17 protein-coding genes and 2 pseudogenes are annotated in these 14,715 nt (G+C 69.3%); 14 read left to right on the top strand and 5 right to left on the bottom strand.

From position 1 onward, the window contains the following. Positions 1-30: 30 nt before the first annotated feature. Entirely contained in the window at positions 31-342 is a 312-nt protein-coding gene (locus DAA40_RS03470) for an antibiotic biosynthesis monooxygenase (RefSeq protein WP_106848303.1), read from the top strand. Between the two features lie 8 nt (positions 343-350). Here the strand turns inward: DAA40_RS03470 and DAA40_RS03465 are convergent, their stop codons facing one another. Together DAA40_RS03465 and DAA40_RS03460 are read right to left on the bottom strand one after the other, a co-directional pair. Further along, positions 351-1,076: a hypothetical protein gene (locus tag DAA40_RS03465; RefSeq protein ID WP_158716209.1), complete on the bottom strand. Its 726-nt coding sequence runs from the start codon at positions 1,074-1,076 to the stop codon at positions 351-353. Then, the gene (locus DAA40_RS03460) at positions 1,073-1,411 is read right to left on the bottom strand and encodes a type II toxin-antitoxin system VapB family antitoxin (RefSeq protein WP_106848301.1); all 339 of its coding nucleotides are present in this window, start codon (positions 1,409-1,411) and stop codon (positions 1,073-1,075) included. The genes DAA40_RS03465 and DAA40_RS03460 overlap by 4 nt, the downstream gene beginning before the upstream one ends. A gap of 152 nt (positions 1,412-1,563) precedes the next feature. On the opposite strand from DAA40_RS03460, the gene hrcA reads away from it, so the two are divergent. The 12 genes and pseudogenes from hrcA to DAA40_RS03405 all read left to right on the top strand — a co-directional run bounded on the left by hrcA (position 1,564) and on the right by DAA40_RS03405 (position 12,081). Then, entirely contained in the window at positions 1,564-2,586 is a 1,023-nt protein-coding gene (hrcA, locus tag DAA40_RS03455) for a heat-inducible transcriptional repressor HrcA (protein ID WP_106848300.1), read from the top strand. 38 nt (positions 2,587-2,624) lie between these two features. Next, positions 2,625-3,767: a molecular chaperone DnaJ gene (gene dnaJ, locus DAA40_RS03450; protein WP_106848299.1), complete on the top strand. Its 1,143-nt coding sequence runs from the start codon at positions 2,625-2,627 to the stop codon at positions 3,765-3,767. Between the two features lie 2 nt (positions 3,768-3,769). Further along, positions 3,770-4,513: a 16S rRNA (uracil(1498)-N(3))-methyltransferase gene (locus tag DAA40_RS03445; protein WP_234356220.1), complete on the top strand. Its 744-nt coding sequence runs from the start codon at positions 3,770-3,772 to the stop codon at positions 4,511-4,513. 48 nt (positions 4,514-4,561) lie between these two features. Continuing rightward, positions 4,562-5,068 carry a DUF664 domain-containing protein gene (locus DAA40_RS03440; protein WP_106848298.1) on the top strand — a complete coding sequence of 169 codons (507 nt, stop codon included), beginning with the start codon at positions 4,562-4,564 and terminating at the stop codon, positions 5,066-5,068. Further along, positions 5,013-6,698: pseudogene (locus DAA40_RS03435) on the top strand (PhoH family protein); the annotation flags it as partial. The gene DAA40_RS03440 and the pseudogene DAA40_RS03435, both read left to right, overlap by 56 nt. Before the next feature lie 270 nt (positions 6,699-6,968). Further along, positions 6,969-7,286: pseudogene (locus tag DAA40_RS16935) on the top strand (PhoH family protein); the annotation flags it as partial. Next, positions 7,283-7,780 carry an rRNA maturation RNase YbeY gene (gene ybeY, locus DAA40_RS03430; RefSeq protein ID WP_106848297.1) on the top strand — a complete coding sequence of 166 codons (498 nt, stop codon included), beginning with the start codon at positions 7,283-7,285 and terminating at the stop codon, positions 7,778-7,780. The pseudogene DAA40_RS16935 and the gene ybeY, both read left to right, overlap by 4 nt. Next, complete coding sequence (locus DAA40_RS03425) at positions 7,773-9,128, top strand: hemolysin family protein (RefSeq protein ID WP_106848296.1); 1,356 nt, start codon at positions 7,773-7,775, stop codon at positions 9,126-9,128. Before ybeY ends, DAA40_RS03425 begins: the two co-directional genes overlap by 8 nt. Beyond that, the gene (era, locus tag DAA40_RS03420; RefSeq protein ID WP_106848295.1) at positions 9,125-10,036 is read left to right on the top strand and encodes a GTPase Era; all 912 of its coding nucleotides are present in this window, start codon (positions 9,125-9,127) and stop codon (positions 10,034-10,036) included. The genes DAA40_RS03425 and era overlap by 4 nt, the downstream gene beginning before the upstream one ends. Next, positions 10,036-10,503 (top strand): hypothetical protein, encoded by a 468-nt coding sequence (locus DAA40_RS03415; protein ID WP_106848294.1) that lies wholly within the window; start codon positions 10,036-10,038, stop codon positions 10,501-10,503. Before era ends, DAA40_RS03415 begins: the two co-directional genes overlap by 1 nt. Before the next feature lie 13 nt (positions 10,504-10,516). After that, positions 10,517-11,317 carry a DNA repair protein RecO gene (gene recO, locus DAA40_RS03410; RefSeq protein ID WP_106848293.1) on the top strand — a complete coding sequence of 267 codons (801 nt, stop codon included), beginning with the start codon at positions 10,517-10,519 and terminating at the stop codon, positions 11,315-11,317. Further along, entirely contained in the window at positions 11,314-12,081 is a 768-nt protein-coding gene (locus DAA40_RS03405; RefSeq protein WP_106848292.1) for an isoprenyl transferase, read from the top strand. Before recO ends, DAA40_RS03405 begins: the two co-directional genes overlap by 4 nt. 6 nt (positions 12,082-12,087) lie before the next feature. Here the strand turns inward: DAA40_RS03405 and DAA40_RS03400 are convergent, their stop codons facing one another. Genes DAA40_RS03400 through DAA40_RS03390 form a run of 3 tightly spaced genes read right to left on the bottom strand, consistent with a single transcriptional unit; the run spans position 12,088 to position 14,188 of the window. Continuing rightward, positions 12,088-12,450, bottom strand: a complete 363-nt coding sequence (locus DAA40_RS03400) for a helix-turn-helix transcriptional regulator (RefSeq protein WP_199849486.1) — start codon at positions 12,448-12,450, stop codon at positions 12,088-12,090. Between the two features lie 59 nt (positions 12,451-12,509). Then, entirely contained in the window at positions 12,510-13,337 is an 828-nt protein-coding gene (locus DAA40_RS03395; RefSeq protein ID WP_106849237.1) for a metal ABC transporter permease, read from the bottom strand. After that, positions 13,334-14,188: a metal ABC transporter ATP-binding protein gene (locus tag DAA40_RS03390; protein ID WP_199849485.1), complete on the bottom strand. Its 855-nt coding sequence runs from the start codon at positions 14,186-14,188 to the stop codon at positions 13,334-13,336. The genes DAA40_RS03395 and DAA40_RS03390 overlap by 4 nt, the downstream gene beginning before the upstream one ends. Positions 14,189-14,256: 68 nt before the next feature. Between DAA40_RS03390 and DAA40_RS03385 the strand changes: the two genes are divergently transcribed. Then, complete coding sequence (locus DAA40_RS03385; protein WP_158716208.1) at positions 14,257-14,691, top strand: antibiotic biosynthesis monooxygenase; 435 nt, start codon at positions 14,257-14,259, stop codon at positions 14,689-14,691. The last annotated feature ends 24 nt before the right edge of the window (positions 14,692-14,715 follow it).

Genomic DNA, 14,715 nt, shown 5'->3' with positions numbered 1-14,715 from the left:
CCGTGGCGATGGGCTGCATAGGGTTGTGGCATGTCGATTGTGAAGATCAACGCCATTGACGTCCCGCCGCAGGCCGGCCCCGAGCTCGAGCGTCGGTTCGGGGCCCGCGCGCACACCGTGGACGGGTCGCCTGGCTTCCTCGGATTCCAGCTGCTGCGTCCGGTCGCAGGCGAGTCGCGCTACTTCGTCGTGACGCACTGGGCGGACGAGGAGTCCTACGCCGCGTGGCGGGACGGTGACGCCCGGGCGGCTCACGGCGGTGAGCACGGCAAGCCGGTCGCGACGGGCGCGACCCTGCTCGAGTTCGAGGTCGTGATGGACGTGCGGCCCGACCAGGGCTGAGCGAGAAATCAGACCAGCTCGAGCGACTTGAAGGTGTCGGCGACGTCCTGATCGATCTCCTCGCGCTTCTTGCTCAGGTCGCCGTCCACCCGGTAGGACGCCACGAACACGACCGTCTCGCCGTCCGCGTTCTCGAATCCGAAGGTGGCGATGTGCACCTTCGACGTGCCGCACTCGTCCGCGCCGGTGGGCCGCGGCGCGTCGATCTCGACCAGCTGGCCGGTGAGCTCGTGATCGGTAGACTTCTCCACGGCAGGGGTGGGGTCGGTGATCTTCGCGTCCCCTTGAGATGCCCAGACGCTCTTGGCGACGTCGACTGCCACAGTCTTCGCGGCGCCTGCCGGGTCCTCGGAGGAGGAGACCAGGCCGTAGAGCAGATCCTGGCCGGCTTCGGTGGTGCAGGCGCGCAGGCCGACCAGGTCGGTCATCTCCACGATCCCCAGCTCGGTGTCCAGGGGGCCGTCCCAGGTGCGGCCGTCGTACCCGTCGGTCGGGTAGGTGTAGCGGACGCCGTGTGTGCTCGAGGTCACCTGGGTGCCGGCGGGCGCCGAGGCGCTCGACGGCGCGGCGGAGGAGGCGCTTGACCCGCTGCCGCCGCCGTCCGAGTCGCTGGTGTTCACCACCACGATCACTGTCACGATCGCGAGCACGGCCAGCGCGGCGAGTGCGGCGATGATCGGGGTCGTGAGGATCTTGCGTGGGGCCGGGGCCGGGGACGGCACGGGATGGCTCATGGGGTGCTTTTCTCACCTTCGCGATCGGTGCGGGTATGGGAGTCGTCGAGGTCGAGCACGCGGCCGTGCACGGTGGAGCGCTGATGTAGCGCCGCCCGCAGGGCTCGGTGCAGGCCGTCCTCGAGGTAGAGGTCTCCGCGCCAGCGGACGACGTGGGGGAAGAGGTCGCCGTAGAAGGTGCTCTCCTCGGCCAGCAGGGCATCGAGGGCGAGCTCGCGCTTGATGGTGATGAGCTCGTCGAGCCGGATCTGGCGCGGCGGGATCTGCGCCCAGTCGCGGTAGGTCAGGCCGTGCTCCGGGTAGGGCTTGCCGTCGCCCACCGCTTTGAAGATCACGTCGCTTCGCCGTCCGCCTCGCTCTCACCTGCACCGGAGTCTAGATCGCTTCGGTCGAGGGGCCCGACGCGGGCACCGCGCCACACGTAAACTGGGCTACTGGCACTCTGCCGGTCGGAGTGCCAGCGACCACGAGCAGGAGGAGGTGCCCGATGTCCGCGGACCAGCGACGGCTTGCGGTGCTGCGCGCCGTCGTGGAGGACTTCGTCTCGACGAACGAGCCGGTAGGCAGCAAGGCGATCGTCGAGCGACACGGCCTGGGCGTCTCGGCTGCGACCGTCCGTAACGACATGGCGGCTCTCGAGGAAGAGGGCTACATCACACACCCGCACACCAGTGCCGGGCGCATCCCGACCGACAAGGGATACCGGCTGTTCGTCGACCGGCTCGACGAGCTGCGTCCGATGTCGTCGGCCGAACGCCGAGCGATCGAGCGGTTCATCGCGGGCGCGGTCGATCTGGACGACGTGCTGCGGCGCAGCGTGCGGCTGCTGTCCCAACTGACCCGCCAGGCCGCCGTCATCAGCTACCCGAGCCTGTCGCGCTCCGGCGTACGCCACATCGAGATCGTGCCGGTGGGCGCCACGCGCATCATGGTCGTCGTCATCACCGACGCCGGGCGCGTCGAGCAGCGGGTTGCCGACCTCCCCGACGAGTTGGCGGCCGACGACGTCGCCGAGCTGCGCACCGAGGTCAACCGATCATTGGTCGGCAAACCGCTCTCGGCGTCGGTCGAGCTCGTCGAGACGTTGCCGGAGGAGGTCCGCACGTCGCTGCGGCCGGCCATGGCCATCATCTGCACGCTGCTGATCGACGCGCTCGTCGAACCGGCCGACTCGCGGATCCTGGTCGGCGGCGCGGCCAACCTGACCAGGCACTCCGCCGACTTCCACTCCAGCCTCGGCGAGGTCCTCGAGGCCCTGGAGGAGCACGTCGTCCTGCTGAAGCTCATCGACGAGTCGAACGCCACCGCCGGCGTGCACGTGTCGATCGGCGCCGAGAACCCCACGCCCGGGTTGCAGTCGACATCCGTCGTCACCGCGGCCTATGGCGAGGACGGCAACCTGCTCGGCGGTCTCGGCGTCGTCGGGCCGACCCGCATGGACTACGCCGGCAACATCGGCGCCGTGATGACCGTCGCCCGGTACGTCAGCCGGCTGATCAACAGCGGCTGAGCGCCGCCACCCCCTACCTCGACCACGACTGGAGCACAGTGGCAACGGACTACTTCGCCTTGCTGGGCGTCGACAAGAACGCCTCGGCCGCGGACATCAAGCGTGCCTACCGCAAGCTGGCCCGCGACTACCACCCCGACGTCAACCCCTCGCCGGAGGCGCAGGAGCGCTTTCGGGAAGTTTCGCGTGCCTACGAGGTGCTGACCGACCCGGAGAAGCGGCGCATCGTCGATCTCGGGGGTGATCCCTACGACCAGGGTTCCGGTGGCATGGGCGGCGGGTTCCCGGGCGCGGGCTTCGGCGGGTTCAGCGACATCATGGATGCCTTCTTCGGTGGCGGCGGGGCAGCGCGACAGCGCAAGAGCCGGGTGCGGCCCGGGGCCGACGCGCTGCTCCCGGTCGAGCTCACGCTCGAGGAGACGGCGTTCGGCATCCAGAAGGAGTTCGCTGTCGAGACGGCGATCGTCTGTGACGGCTGCACCGGCCAGGGCACCAGCCCAGGGACGTCGCTCGCCGAATGCGGCACCTGCGGCGGACGCGGCGAGATCCAGGCCGTCCAGCGCACCCTTCTGGGCCAGATGATGGTCTCGCGTGAGTGCCACGCGTGCCGAGGAACGGGCACGATCATCCCGTCGCCGTGCCCGAAGTGCGGCGGTGACGGCCGGGTTCGCGCCCGGCGCAGCGTCGCCGCGAAGATTCCCGCCGGTGTCGAGAACGGCATGCGGATCCGGCTGGCGAGCCAGGGCGAGGTCGGTCCCGGTGGCGGCCCCGCCGGCGACCTCTACATCGAGGTGCGCGAGGCGCCGCACGACATCTTCACCCGGGACGGCGACGACCTGCACTGCCGCGTCTCGCTGCCGATGACCTCGGCCGCGCTGGGCACGTCGCTGGAGCTGACCAATCTCGACGGCTCGGTCGAGGACCTGGAGATCAAGGCCGGCACCCAGCCCGGTGAGCGGATCACGGTGCGTGAGAAGGGAGTCCCGCGGCTGCGGTCGAGCGCCCGCGGCGACCTGATCGTGCACCTCGAGGTCCGCACCCCCACGAAGCTGGACGCCGAGCAGACCCGGCTGCTGACCGAGCTGGCCAAGGTTCGTGGCGAGGAGGGCGAGGCCTCGACCAAGGCCAACCCTGCCGGCGGGCTGTTCAGCCGGATGCGCGACGCCTTCCACGGGCGCTGAGCGTGCGCTCGTCGGCCTATCTGCCGGTCTTCTTCGGCTCGCCCGCGGCCGAGGGCTCGATTATCGAGCTGGATGGTGACGAGGGCGCCCACGCCGCCCGAGCTCGTCGCATGCGGGTGGGCGAGGGAATCCGCATCGCCGATATGCATGGGGAGTACGCCGACTGCGAGATCGTCGAGGTCGCCGGGCGCTCAGTGCGGGCACGCGTCGTCCAGCGGGGGGCGGTACCGGAACCCCGCCCGCGGCTGGCCGTGGCGCAGGCCCTGCCGAAGGGCGACCGGGCCGGCCTGGCCGTCGAGCTGATGACCGAGGGCGGCGTCGACGAGATCATCCCGTGGCAGGCCGCCACCTGCGTCGCGCGGTGGCCGGACCAGCAGAAGGCCGAGAAGGGACGCGCGAAGTGGCAGGCGACCGCCCGTGAGGCGGCCAAGCAGAGCCGTCGGGTCCGTGTCCCGCGAATAGCCGAGGCCGTCAGCACTGCGCAGCTCGCTGAACGCATCGCCGGGAGCACCGCGCTCGTGCTGCACGAATCGACGTCCGACCCGATAGAGAGCATCCGGCTGGACGGCGCTGCCGAGATCGTGCTGATCGTCGGTCCCGAGGGTGGCATCACCGCCGGCGAGGTCGAGCTGCTCCATGACGCGGGCGCCCACCCGGTACGGCTGGGACCAGAGGTGCTGCGCACCTCCACCGCAGGGGTGGTCGCGCTGTCCTGGGTCGCCTCCCGCACCGGACGCTGGGCCTGAGGCGGTCGTGACCGGCCGCGGCGACGCGAACGCGGGTAGCGTCGAGTCATGGACTCGAAGGACATCCTCATCGACGGGATCACCCGCAGCCATCAGGTGTGCGGCGAGGTGCTCGACGGGCTCCGCGCCGAGCAGGCGAACTGGCGCCCGGGAGGCGACCACAACTCCATCGCGTGGCTGGTCTGGCACATCGCCCGCCAGCAGGATGCCCAGATCGCGGCGTTGTCCGGCGACGAGCAGGTGTGGCTGCGCGAAGGATGGGCCGATCGGTTCGGTCTGGATCTGCCTCGGGACTCGATGGGGTACGGGCATTCGACCGCCGAGGCCAGCCAGGTCGCTGTGGAGGACCTCGGGCTGCTGACCGGCTATCTCGATGCTGCGGTCGAGGCGACCGTCCGCTACCTTCACGCGGTCGATCCCGGTTCCCTCGATGACGTCATCGACAGGCAGTGGGACCCACCAGTGACCCGCGGCGTGCGTCTGGTCAGCATCGTCGACGATGCGGCGCAGCACGCCGGTCAGGCGGCCTACGTCAAGGGCATGCTCGCGGGCTGAGCAGGAGCCATCGCCACCGTGCGGCGGGGATTTCGCGTGGTGCTTGTCCGCGGGGCTCACTAGACTCGTCCCTACGACGCCGCACCCACGTCCCGCTTCGCAGAAAGGCCAGGCCCGCCCCCTAGTGTCGAGCACCCACGAACCCGCGACCGTCACGACCACCTTCGACCTCCCGGCAGGAACCTCCATGGTGGCGCTGCTGGGGGTGCGCGACGAATACCTCCGCCTCGTCGAGTCGTCGGTCACGGCGCAGATCGACGTCCGCGGCACCAGCATCACCATCACCGGCCCACCGGGCGAGGTGGCCTTCGCGCAACGTGTCATCGACGAGCTGATCGCGCTCCTGGACGCCGGGCACGAGCTGTCTGCGGACGTCGTACGCCGCAGCATCGGCATGATGCGTCAGGACTCCCGCCAACGGCCGGCCGACGTGCTGAGCATGAACATTCTCAGTCGTCGGGGCCGTTCCATCCGGCCCAAGACGGTCGGTCAGAAGCAGTACGTCGACGCGATCGACGAGCACACGATCGTCTTCGGCATCGGCCCGGCCGGTACCGGCAAGACCTACCTCGCCATGGCGAAGGCGGTCCAGGCGCTACAGACCAAGCAGGTCAGCCGGATCATCCTCACCCGTCCGGCCGTCGAGGCCGGCGAGCGGCTGGGCTTCCTTCCGGGGTCGCTGTCGGAGAAGATCGATCCCTACCTGCGCCCGCTTTACGACGCCCTGCACGACATGATGGACCCCGAGGCGATCCCGCGGCTGATGGAGGCCGGGACCATCGAGGTCGCGCCGCTGGCGTACATGCGTGGCCGGGCGCAACCGGTCGACAGCATGGTTCTCACCCCCCGCGGATTCCGGACGATCGGAAGCCTGCGTGTCGGCGACCTCGTGATCGGGTCGAACGGCCGGCCCACGCCCGTCCTGGGTGTATACCCGCAGGGCGAGAAGCAGGTCTACCGCGTGACTGCCCAGGACGGGTCGAGCACACTTTGCTGCGGCGAGCACTTGTGGAACGTACGCACGCCGGAAGACCGGCGGCGCGGCAGGTGGCGGACTCTCGAGACGCAGGACATGATCGGTCGGCTGCGGCGTGGCTACATACGTCGCTACGAGCTACCCGTCGCCGAGCCAGTGCAGATGCTTCCACGGGAGGTTCCCCTCGACGCGTATGCCATGGGCCTGCTCCTAGGCGACGGGTGCCTGACGACCTCGACGACGCCGAGCTTCACAACAGCAGACCCCGAGCTGGCCGAAGCGGTCCAGAAGGCAGTCGCCGCGGATCTGGGCGACGTCGTGCTGCACCGTAAGTCCGCCTATGACTACGTGATGCGGCACCCGTCCGGCGGTCGCGGGGGGCTGCTCGTTGCCAACCCGGTGACCGAGTTGTTGCGTGATCTGGGCTTGGCGGGCACTCGGTCGAGCACCAAGTTCGTACCGACGCTCTACCTGTTCAACTCGCTCGACGTCCGGCTCGCCATGCTGCAGGGGCTGCTGGACAGCGACGGCGGACCGGTCGTGCAGGCCGGCAGGACTACGCGCGTTCAGTGGACGACGACATCGCAGCGGTTGCGAGACGACATGCTCTTCCTCGTGCGCTCACTCGGCGGCGTGGCGTACTGGCGCACCCGCAAGGCCGAAGGTCGCCAGCCAGGTCTGGCTAACGGGCGGCCCGTTGACTATCGCAACGACTCATATGTGCTCGATATCCGGTTGCCGGCGGGCATCGCGCCCTTCCGCCTTCGTCGCAAGGCCGAGAAGTACGCGTTGGCCGGCGGCGGACGCCCAATGCGACACATCGAGTCGATCGAGCCCGCCGGCCGGCGCACCTGCGTCTGCATCCAGGTCGCCGCGGAGGACAGCCTCTACGTCACGGACGATTTCCTCGTGACGCACAACCCTCTTAATGATGCATTCATCATTCTCGATGAAGCGCAGAACACCACCGCCGAGCAGATGAAGATGTTCCTGACCCGCCTCGGTTTCGGCGCGAAGATCGTCGTCACCGGCGACACGACGCAGGTCGATCTGCCAGGTGGTCAGCAGTCCGGCCTGCGGGTGGTGCGCAGCATCCTCGACGGCGTCGAGGACATCAGCTTCTGCGAGCTGAGCAGTCAGGACGTCGTCCGTCACCGGCTCGTGGGCGAGATCGTCGATGCCTACGCCCGCTTCGATGCCGCCGCCCGACAGCGTGATGATCGCTCGAGGCGCCAGGCATGAGCGTCGAGATCACCAACGAGTCAGCGATCCCGGTTGGAGAGGTGCGGCTCTCGGCGATCGCCGGCTTCGTGCTCGATGAGATGGGCATCCACCCGCAGGCCGAGCTGTCGATCCTGATCGTCGACGTCCCCCACATGGCCGCCCTCAACGAGCGATGGATGGGGGAGGAGGGGCCGACCGACGTGCTGGCCTTCCCCATGGACGAGCTCGAGCCGGCCACCCGGCCGGGAGTAGCGCCCGCAGACTCCGCCGGGCCGGACGACGACAATCCCGCGATCGTCGGCGACATCGTGCTGTGCCCTGCGGTCGCCATCTCGCAGGCCGCCGCGGCCGGCCACTCGTTCGAGGAGGAGCTGCACATGCTCACCACGCACGGGATCCTGCACCTGCTCGGCTACGACCACATGGAGCCGGCCGAGGAGCGCGAGATGTTCGGGCTGCAGGCACAGCTGCTGAAGAAGTGGCGAGCGGAGACCGAACGCAGCCGTGGCTAGCTCCGACATCACGCTCGCCGTCGTCGCCTTCGTGCTGGTGGTGGTGGCGGGACTGTTCGCGGCGATCGACGCCTCGCTTCAGCGAGTCAGCAAGGCCCAAGTCGCCGAGCTCGAGAAGGAGGGCAAGCGCGGGGCAGGTTCGCTGCGCGACGTCGTCGCCGACCTGCCACGCCACACCAACCTCCTGCTGCTGTTGCGCCTCGCCTGCGAGATGACGGCCGTCGTGATGGCCACCGTCGTCATCACGAACTACGTCGAGGCGACCTGGGTCCAGGTCGTTGCCGCCGCGGTCGGCATGACCCTGATCAGCTTCGTGCTGATCGGAGTCGGACCGCGTACCCTCGGCCGCCAGCACCCCTACGCCATCGCGCTGCCCACAGCCGCGCTGGTACGCACCTTCGGCATCATCCTCGGCCCCATCGCGAGCCTGCTGATCCTCATCGGCAACGCGATCACGCCCGGCAAGGGATTCCGCGAAGGACCGTTCGCCACCGAGGTCGAGCTGCGGGAGCTGGTCGACATCGCCGAGCAGACCGGCGTGGTCGAGCACGAGGAACGCGAGATGGTGCACGCCGTGTTCGAGCTCGGCGACACGATCGTCCGCGAGGTGATGGTGCCGCGGCCGGACGTCGTCTGGATCGAGGGGTCGAAGTCGGTCGGGCAAGCCCTCGCGCTCGCGCTCCGGTCGGGCTTCTCCCGCATCCCGGTCATCGGCGAGAACGTCGACGACATCACCGGCGTGGTCTACCTGAAGGACCTCGTACGCCGTACCCAGGGTGCGGGCGCGGACGCCGCGCGCCAGATCCGGACCTCCGAGGTGATGCGTGAGGCCTCGTTCGTGCCGGAGTCCAAGCCGGTCGACGACCTGCTGCGCGAGATGCAGATCAACCGCATCCACATGGCCGTCGTGATCGACGAGTACGGCGGCACCGCCGGCCTGGTGACCATCGAGGACATCCTCGAGGAGATCGTGGGCGAGATCGCCGACGAGTACGACATGCACGAGGTGGCGCCCATCGTCGACCTCGAGGACGGCGCCGTCCGCATGCAGTCACGCGTGACGGTAGAAGATCTCGCGGAGAAGTTCGACGTCGATATCGAGATCAACGACGACGTCGAGACCGTCGGCGGCCTGATGGCCCAGCAGCTGGGTGTCGTCCCGATCCCGGGCGCGGTCGTGCACGTCGCCGGCCTGCGGATTGAGGCCGAGGAGACGGTCGGGCGCCGCAACCGGATCTCCTCGGTGCTGGTCACCCGCGAGGAGTCACCTGCCATGCTGGAGCATGCGGAGGCCGCGCACGGGTCGACCAGCAGCGAGCGCGTGGGCGCAGTGGAGGACGAGCGATGACCCAGCCCGAGTACCGCAGCGGCTTCGTCAGCTTCGTGGGCCGACCGAACGCCGGGAAGTCGACGCTCACCAATGCTCTGGTCGGTGAGAAGGTCGCGATCACCAGCGACAAGCCGCAGACCACCCGGCACGCGATCCGCGGCATCGTCGACCGGCCGCACGCGCAGGTCGTCATCGTCGACACGCCCGGGCTGCACCGGCCGCGCACGCTGCTCGGCGAGCGGCTCAACGACGTCGTCACCGCCACCCTCTCGGAGGTCGACGTGATCGGCTTCTGCCTTCCCGCCGGCGAGAAGGTCGGCCCGGGGGACCGGTATATCGCCCGCATGCTGCAAGAGCACACCAAGGCGCCGGTCATCGGCATCGTCACCAAGACGGACATCGCCGCCTCGAAACGGGTCGTCGAGGCACTGCTCGAGGTCCAGGGTCTGCAGGACGAGCTGGGCCGCGAGTTCGCCGACATCATCCCGGTCTCCGCCGTCGAGCACACCCAGACCGACCTGCTGCTCGAGCTGATCGAGAAGCAGCTGCCCGAGGGGCCTCGACTGTTCCTGGACGACGAGAAGACCGACGAGAGCACCGAGACGTTGATCGCCGAGTTCATCCGGGAGGCCGCGCTCTCGGAGGTCCGCGACGAGCTGCCGCACTCGATCGCGTGCGCCGTCGAGGAGATGCTGCCGCGCGAGGACTCCGAGGTGATCGACGTCCACGCCTTCCTCTACGTCGAGCGCAAGAGCCAGAAGCCGATCATCCTCGGCCCGCAAGGATCGCGCATCAAGAGGATCGGCACTGCCGCCCGCAAGCAGATCGAGCAGCGGCTCGGCCTGCGAATCTACCTGCACCTGCACGTCAGTGTGCTCGACGAGTGGCAGCGCGACCCCAAGAAGCTGACCAGACTGGGGTTCTGATGCCGTACGCCGCCGATCTGTCCTCCGCCGTCCAGCCCGGCATCTGGGTCCTGGTCATCATCGTCGCCCTGCTCGGGTTCGCCGTGCTGGTCGCCAAGCGCGAGCAGAACCGCAAGGCCAAGATCGACGCCGAGCTGCCAGACGGCGCGTGGAGCGCCACCTGTCTGGACGCCGCGGTGCCGAGCACCAAACGGTTGCTGATCGTCACCGACGACGAGCTGGCGATCGCCGAGACCCGCACGGGCTCGCGCGACTCCTGGCCCTGGCCGGAGATCGCCGGGGTCGAGATCAAGAACCTCCGGGTGCGACTGCAGAGCTACCCGGGTCTGCGCATCGAGCTGGCCGACGGGCACGCCCGCGAGCTGCTGGTGTACATCGGCGAGGGGAAGTCCTCGTACCAGGCCGGCGCGACTGCGGCGTACGAGCGCATCACCGCGCACCTACCCCGGAGCACGCGCCCGCAGTGAGAAGATCTAGCGAATGACCACCATTCGCGACGAGGGCGTGGTCCTACGCCTGCACAAGCTCGGCGAGGCCGACCGCATCGTCACCCTGCTGACCCGCCGCAGCGGCATCGTCCGCGCGGTGGCCAAGGGTGTGCGCCGCACCGGCTCGAAGTTCGGCGCGCGGCTCGAGCCGGGCAGCCACGTTGACGCGCAGCTGTACGTCGGCCGATCCCTGGGCATCGTGACGCAGGCCGAGAGCCTGCACGCGTACGGCGCCCGCGTGGTCGATGACTACCCGCGGTATACGACGATGCAGGCGATCCTCGAGTCCGCCGAGCGGCTCGCCGGCGAGGAGGGCGCCGCGTCGATCCGCCTCTACCTGCTCGTCGTCGGGGCGCTGCGCTCACTGGCGGAGAAGGACAAGCCCGCCCAGCTCGTGCTCGACGCCTTCCTGATTCGCGCGATGACCGTCGCCGGCTGGGAGCCGGAGCTCGAGGAGTGTGCGCGCTGTGCCCGCCCCGGGCCGCACCGCCGCTACTCGGTCGAGTCGGGGGGCATCACCTGCATCGAGTGCGCCGTCCCACGCGCGGTCACCATCCAGGCCGAGACGCCCGGGCATCTCACCGCGCTGCTGCGCGGTGACTGGGACACCGCCATGGTGACCGAACGTCGCGTGCAGCGCGAGTCCAGCGGCGTCCTGGCCGCCCATCTGCAGTGGCACCTGGAGCGGGCGCTGCGTTCGCTCCCGTTCGTCGAACGCGACCAGGTCGCGCCACTGACCCGCTCGCCGTACGACGAGCTCGATCCCGACCTGCTGAGCGAGCTGAACCGATGAGCCGCCCGCCGCTGCGCCGTCCGAGCCGGCACCGCTCGGGAGCGGTCGCGCCGGAGCTGCCAGCCGACCTGGTGCCACGACATGTCGCGATCGTGATGGACGGCAACGGCCGCTGGGCCAAGCAGCGCGGACTGCCGCGCACGAGAGGCCACGAGGAGGGCGAGTCCTCGCTCTTCGACGTAGTCGAGGGCGCCATTGAGATCGGCGTCAAATGGATCTCGGCGTACGCGTTCTCGACCGAGAACTGGAAGCGCTCGCCCGAGGAGGTCCGTTTCCTGATGGGCTTCAACCGCGACGTCATCCGCCGCCGCCGCGACGAGATGAACGAGCTCGGGGTGCGCGTCCGCTGGGCCGGACGCCGTCCGAGGCTCTGGCGCTCGGTCATCAAGGAGCTCGAGATCGCCGAGGAGCTCACCCAGGACAACGACGTCTGCACGCTCACCATGTGCGTGAACTACGGCGGCCGCGCCGAGATCGCGGACGCCGCGGCGGCGCTCGCCCGGGACGTCAAGGCCGGCCGGATCGATCCCGACAGGATCGACGAGCGGGTGTTCGCCCGCTACCTCGACGAGCCGGACATGCCGGACGTCGACCTCTTCCTGCGGTCTTCCGGCGAGCAGCGCACCAGTAACTTCCTGCCGTGGCAGTCGGCGTACGCCGAGCTGATGTTCGTGGATCGGCTGTGGCCGGATTTCGACCGCCTTGACCTCTGGGATGCCTGCCTGGAATACGCCGGGCGCGAGCGACGGTTCGGCAGCGCCTGATCGAGGCTAGTGGCGGTGCAGGTGCTCCTGCGCGTGCGTGATCGCGTCGGCGACGATGTGTGCGATGTGGTCATCCGCCAACCGGTAGCGGACCTCCCGGCCGTGCCGGTCCCCGACGACGACGCCGGCCGAGCGTAGGACCCGCAGATGCTGGGAGACCAGCGGCTGGGCGACGTCCAACGACTCGACCAGCTCATGCACACACAACGGGCCGTGCTCGTCGAGCAACGAGACCAGGTGCGCCCGCAACGGCGCGGCCAGTGCCTTCAGCAGATCGCCGGCGGCGATGAAGGATGCGGCGCCACCCCGGGAGGAGACCTTGGGTCCAAGGTCATGGTCGTGAGCGTGCGCGGTGGTCTCCTCGGGCACGGCACCTCCTGAGGTGGGATGACGGTGAATGTGATGCCTGCCCCACGAGCAGTAGTGCGTCACGTCCGGCTCACCAGCCTACCGACCACGGCGGAGACGAAGAACAGCCCGATCGCGAGGACGACGATCAGCGAGCCCGGGCCCACGTTCATCGGATAGGACAACAGCACCCCGGCGACCGCGACCACCACGCCGAACGCGATCGAGCCGACCTGAGTCGCGGTGAACGACCGGGCGAGCTGGGAGGACGCCGCCACCGGGAGCACCATGAGAGCGCTGACCAGCAGCAGGCCCACGACCCGCATCGCCACCGAGACGGTGAGCGCAGCGGTCACCGCGATCAGCACGTTGACCCAGCTCACCGGGACGCCGCCGACCCGCGCGAACTCGTCGTCGTGGCTTACCGCGAGCAGCACGCGGCGCATCCCGATCGTCACCAGGACGACCAGCACCGCCAGGACGCTGATGATCACCAGGTCCGCGCGGTTCACGGTGAGGATCGAGCCGAACAGGAACGACTGCACGCTGATGTTGCTGCCGCCGCTCTGCATCGAGATCATCAGTGCTCCGGCCGCGATGCCTCCGTAGAACAGGATCGCCAGCGCGAGATCGCCGCTGGTCTTGGCGCGGGCGCGCACCAGCTCGGTGAGGATCGCCCCGATCACCGAGACGATGACCGCCATGAGGACCGGCGAGGTCCCGGTGAGCACCCCCAGGCCGACGCCGGCGAAGGCGATGTGACCGATCCCGTCTCCGAGTAGCGACATCTTGCGCTGCACGATGTAGATCCCGACCGCGGGCGCGCAGATCCCGACCAGCACTGCCGCGATCAGGGCACGCTGCATGAACGGCATCTCGAGAACGCTGAGGGAGAGTGCGGTGCTCATCGAGCGCGCCCCGGCGCCGACAGCGCCTCGGGCATCCACGGCTCACCGGAGCTGCGCGGCCCCTCGTGCGGGTGCACGTGGTCGTGGGCGTGCTCCGCGCGCGCATGCGCCTGGCGAACCCAGTCGGGGTGGTCGTTGGTGGCGCAGTGGTCGCCGACGTCCTCGGGCCGCGCCTCGAACTCGATCTGGCCGTCGTGCAGCGAGATCACCCGGTCGAGCAGTGGAGCGATCGCACCGAACTCGTGCAGGACGACGATGACCGTGTGCCCCTGGGCGGTGATCTGCGCGAGGGTGTCGGCGAACGCGGACTGCTGGTCCAGGTCGACGCCGGCCAGCGGCTCGTCGAGGATCAGCAGCTGGGGGCGCCGGATCAGCGCGCGAGCGATCAGCACCCGCTGCTGCTGACCGCCGGAGAGCTCGGCGACTGGGCGCCTGGCCATGTCCTGCAACCCGGTGACCGCGAGTGCCTCCTCGAGCGCCGGACGCCAGTCCTGCGTCGTGCGCCGGAACAACCCGGAGTGCAGGCCGGAGCGCACCACCTCGGTCACTGTGGCGGGAACGCCGCCTGCGGCGCTGACCCGCTGGGGCACATAGCCGATCCGCTCGCGGGAGCGTCTGGTCAGCCGCCGGTCGCCGAAGACCTCGACGCTGCCACCGGTGACCGGTGCCAGGCCGATGATCGCGCGGACCAGGGTGGACTTGCCCGATCCGTTGGCGCCGATGATCGCGAGGACCTCACCGCGGCGGACGGTGAGGTCGATCCCGGTCAGGACCTCACGGTTACCGTAGGAGACGCGGACGTCGCGGGCGTTGACGACGACCTCGTCGGGCGAAACGGGGGACTCGGGCACTGGTCTACGTTGCGCCTGACGGATACCTATTGTCAAAGACGAATACATGCATGGAAGGGGAGTGCCTCGTGCAGTCGATCGTGCGCTTCGACGAGCCGGACGACCGGGAGGACTTCCTCGCCCGCGGCGAGCTGGCGCTGGGCGCGCTCGCGGCGTGCGCGGGATTCGAGGGCGGCGAGCTCGCGTGCAGCACCGACGAGCCACAGACCTGGGTGCTCTGCACGCGCTGGGCGAACGTCGGAAGCTACCGTCGCGCGCTGTCGGCGTACGACGTGAAGCTGTACGCCACACCCTTCATGTACGCCGCGCGTGACGAGGTCAGCGGCTTCGAGCCGGTGCTGGTCGCTGAACCGGGCGCGGCCGGCGTACGCCGTTTCGAGGGCGATCTGGCCGACGATGCCGGCAGCACGCACATCGGCGAGTTCGGTCCGCGCGGGTCCGGGAACGGCGGCCCAGCCGGTCACGTCGAAAGGCGTGGCCGGACGGATCACGGCCGCGAGTGAACCGCGACACTACCGCAGCGTGAA

This window comes from Blastococcus sp. Marseille-P5729, assembly GCF_900292035.1.
Classification (GTDB): Bacteria; Actinomycetota; Actinomycetes; order Mycobacteriales; family Antricoccaceae; genus Cumulibacter.
Note: the sequence above shows the minus strand (reverse complement) of the source record. Positions and strands in the feature narration are given on the sequence as shown.

Coding starts and splice junctions, on each gene's coding strand:
- DAA40_RS03405 (WP_106848292.1), top strand. CDS start 11,314: ATGAGCCGCCCGCCGCTGCGCCGTCCGAGCCGGCACCGCTCGGGAGCG.
- DAA40_RS03415 (WP_106848294.1), top strand. CDS start 10,036: ATGCCGTACGCCGCCGATCTGTCCTCCGCCGTCCAGCCCGGCATCTGG.
- ybeY (WP_106848297.1), top strand. CDS start 7,283: ATGAGCGTCGAGATCACCAACGAGTCAGCGATCCCGGTTGGAGAGGTG.
- recO (WP_106848293.1), top strand. CDS start 10,517: ATGACCACCATTCGCGACGAGGGCGTGGTCCTACGCCTGCACAAGCTC.
- DAA40_RS03470 (WP_106848303.1), top strand. CDS start 31: ATGTCGATTGTGAAGATCAACGCCATTGACGTCCCGCCGCAGGCCGGC.
- DAA40_RS03440 (WP_106848298.1), top strand. CDS start 4,562: ATGGACTCGAAGGACATCCTCATCGACGGGATCACCCGCAGCCATCAG.
- DAA40_RS03395 (WP_106849237.1), bottom strand. CDS start 13,337: ATGAGCACCGCACTCTCCCTCAGCGTTCTCGAGATGCCGTTCATGCAG.
- hrcA (WP_106848300.1), top strand. CDS start 1,564: ATGTCCGCGGACCAGCGACGGCTTGCGGTGCTGCGCGCCGTCGTGGAG.
- DAA40_RS03465 (WP_158716209.1), bottom strand. CDS start 1,076: ATGAGCCATCCCGTGCCGTCCCCGGCCCCGGCCCCACGCAAGATCCTC.
- era (WP_106848295.1), top strand. CDS start 9,125: ATGACCCAGCCCGAGTACCGCAGCGGCTTCGTCAGCTTCGTGGGCCGA.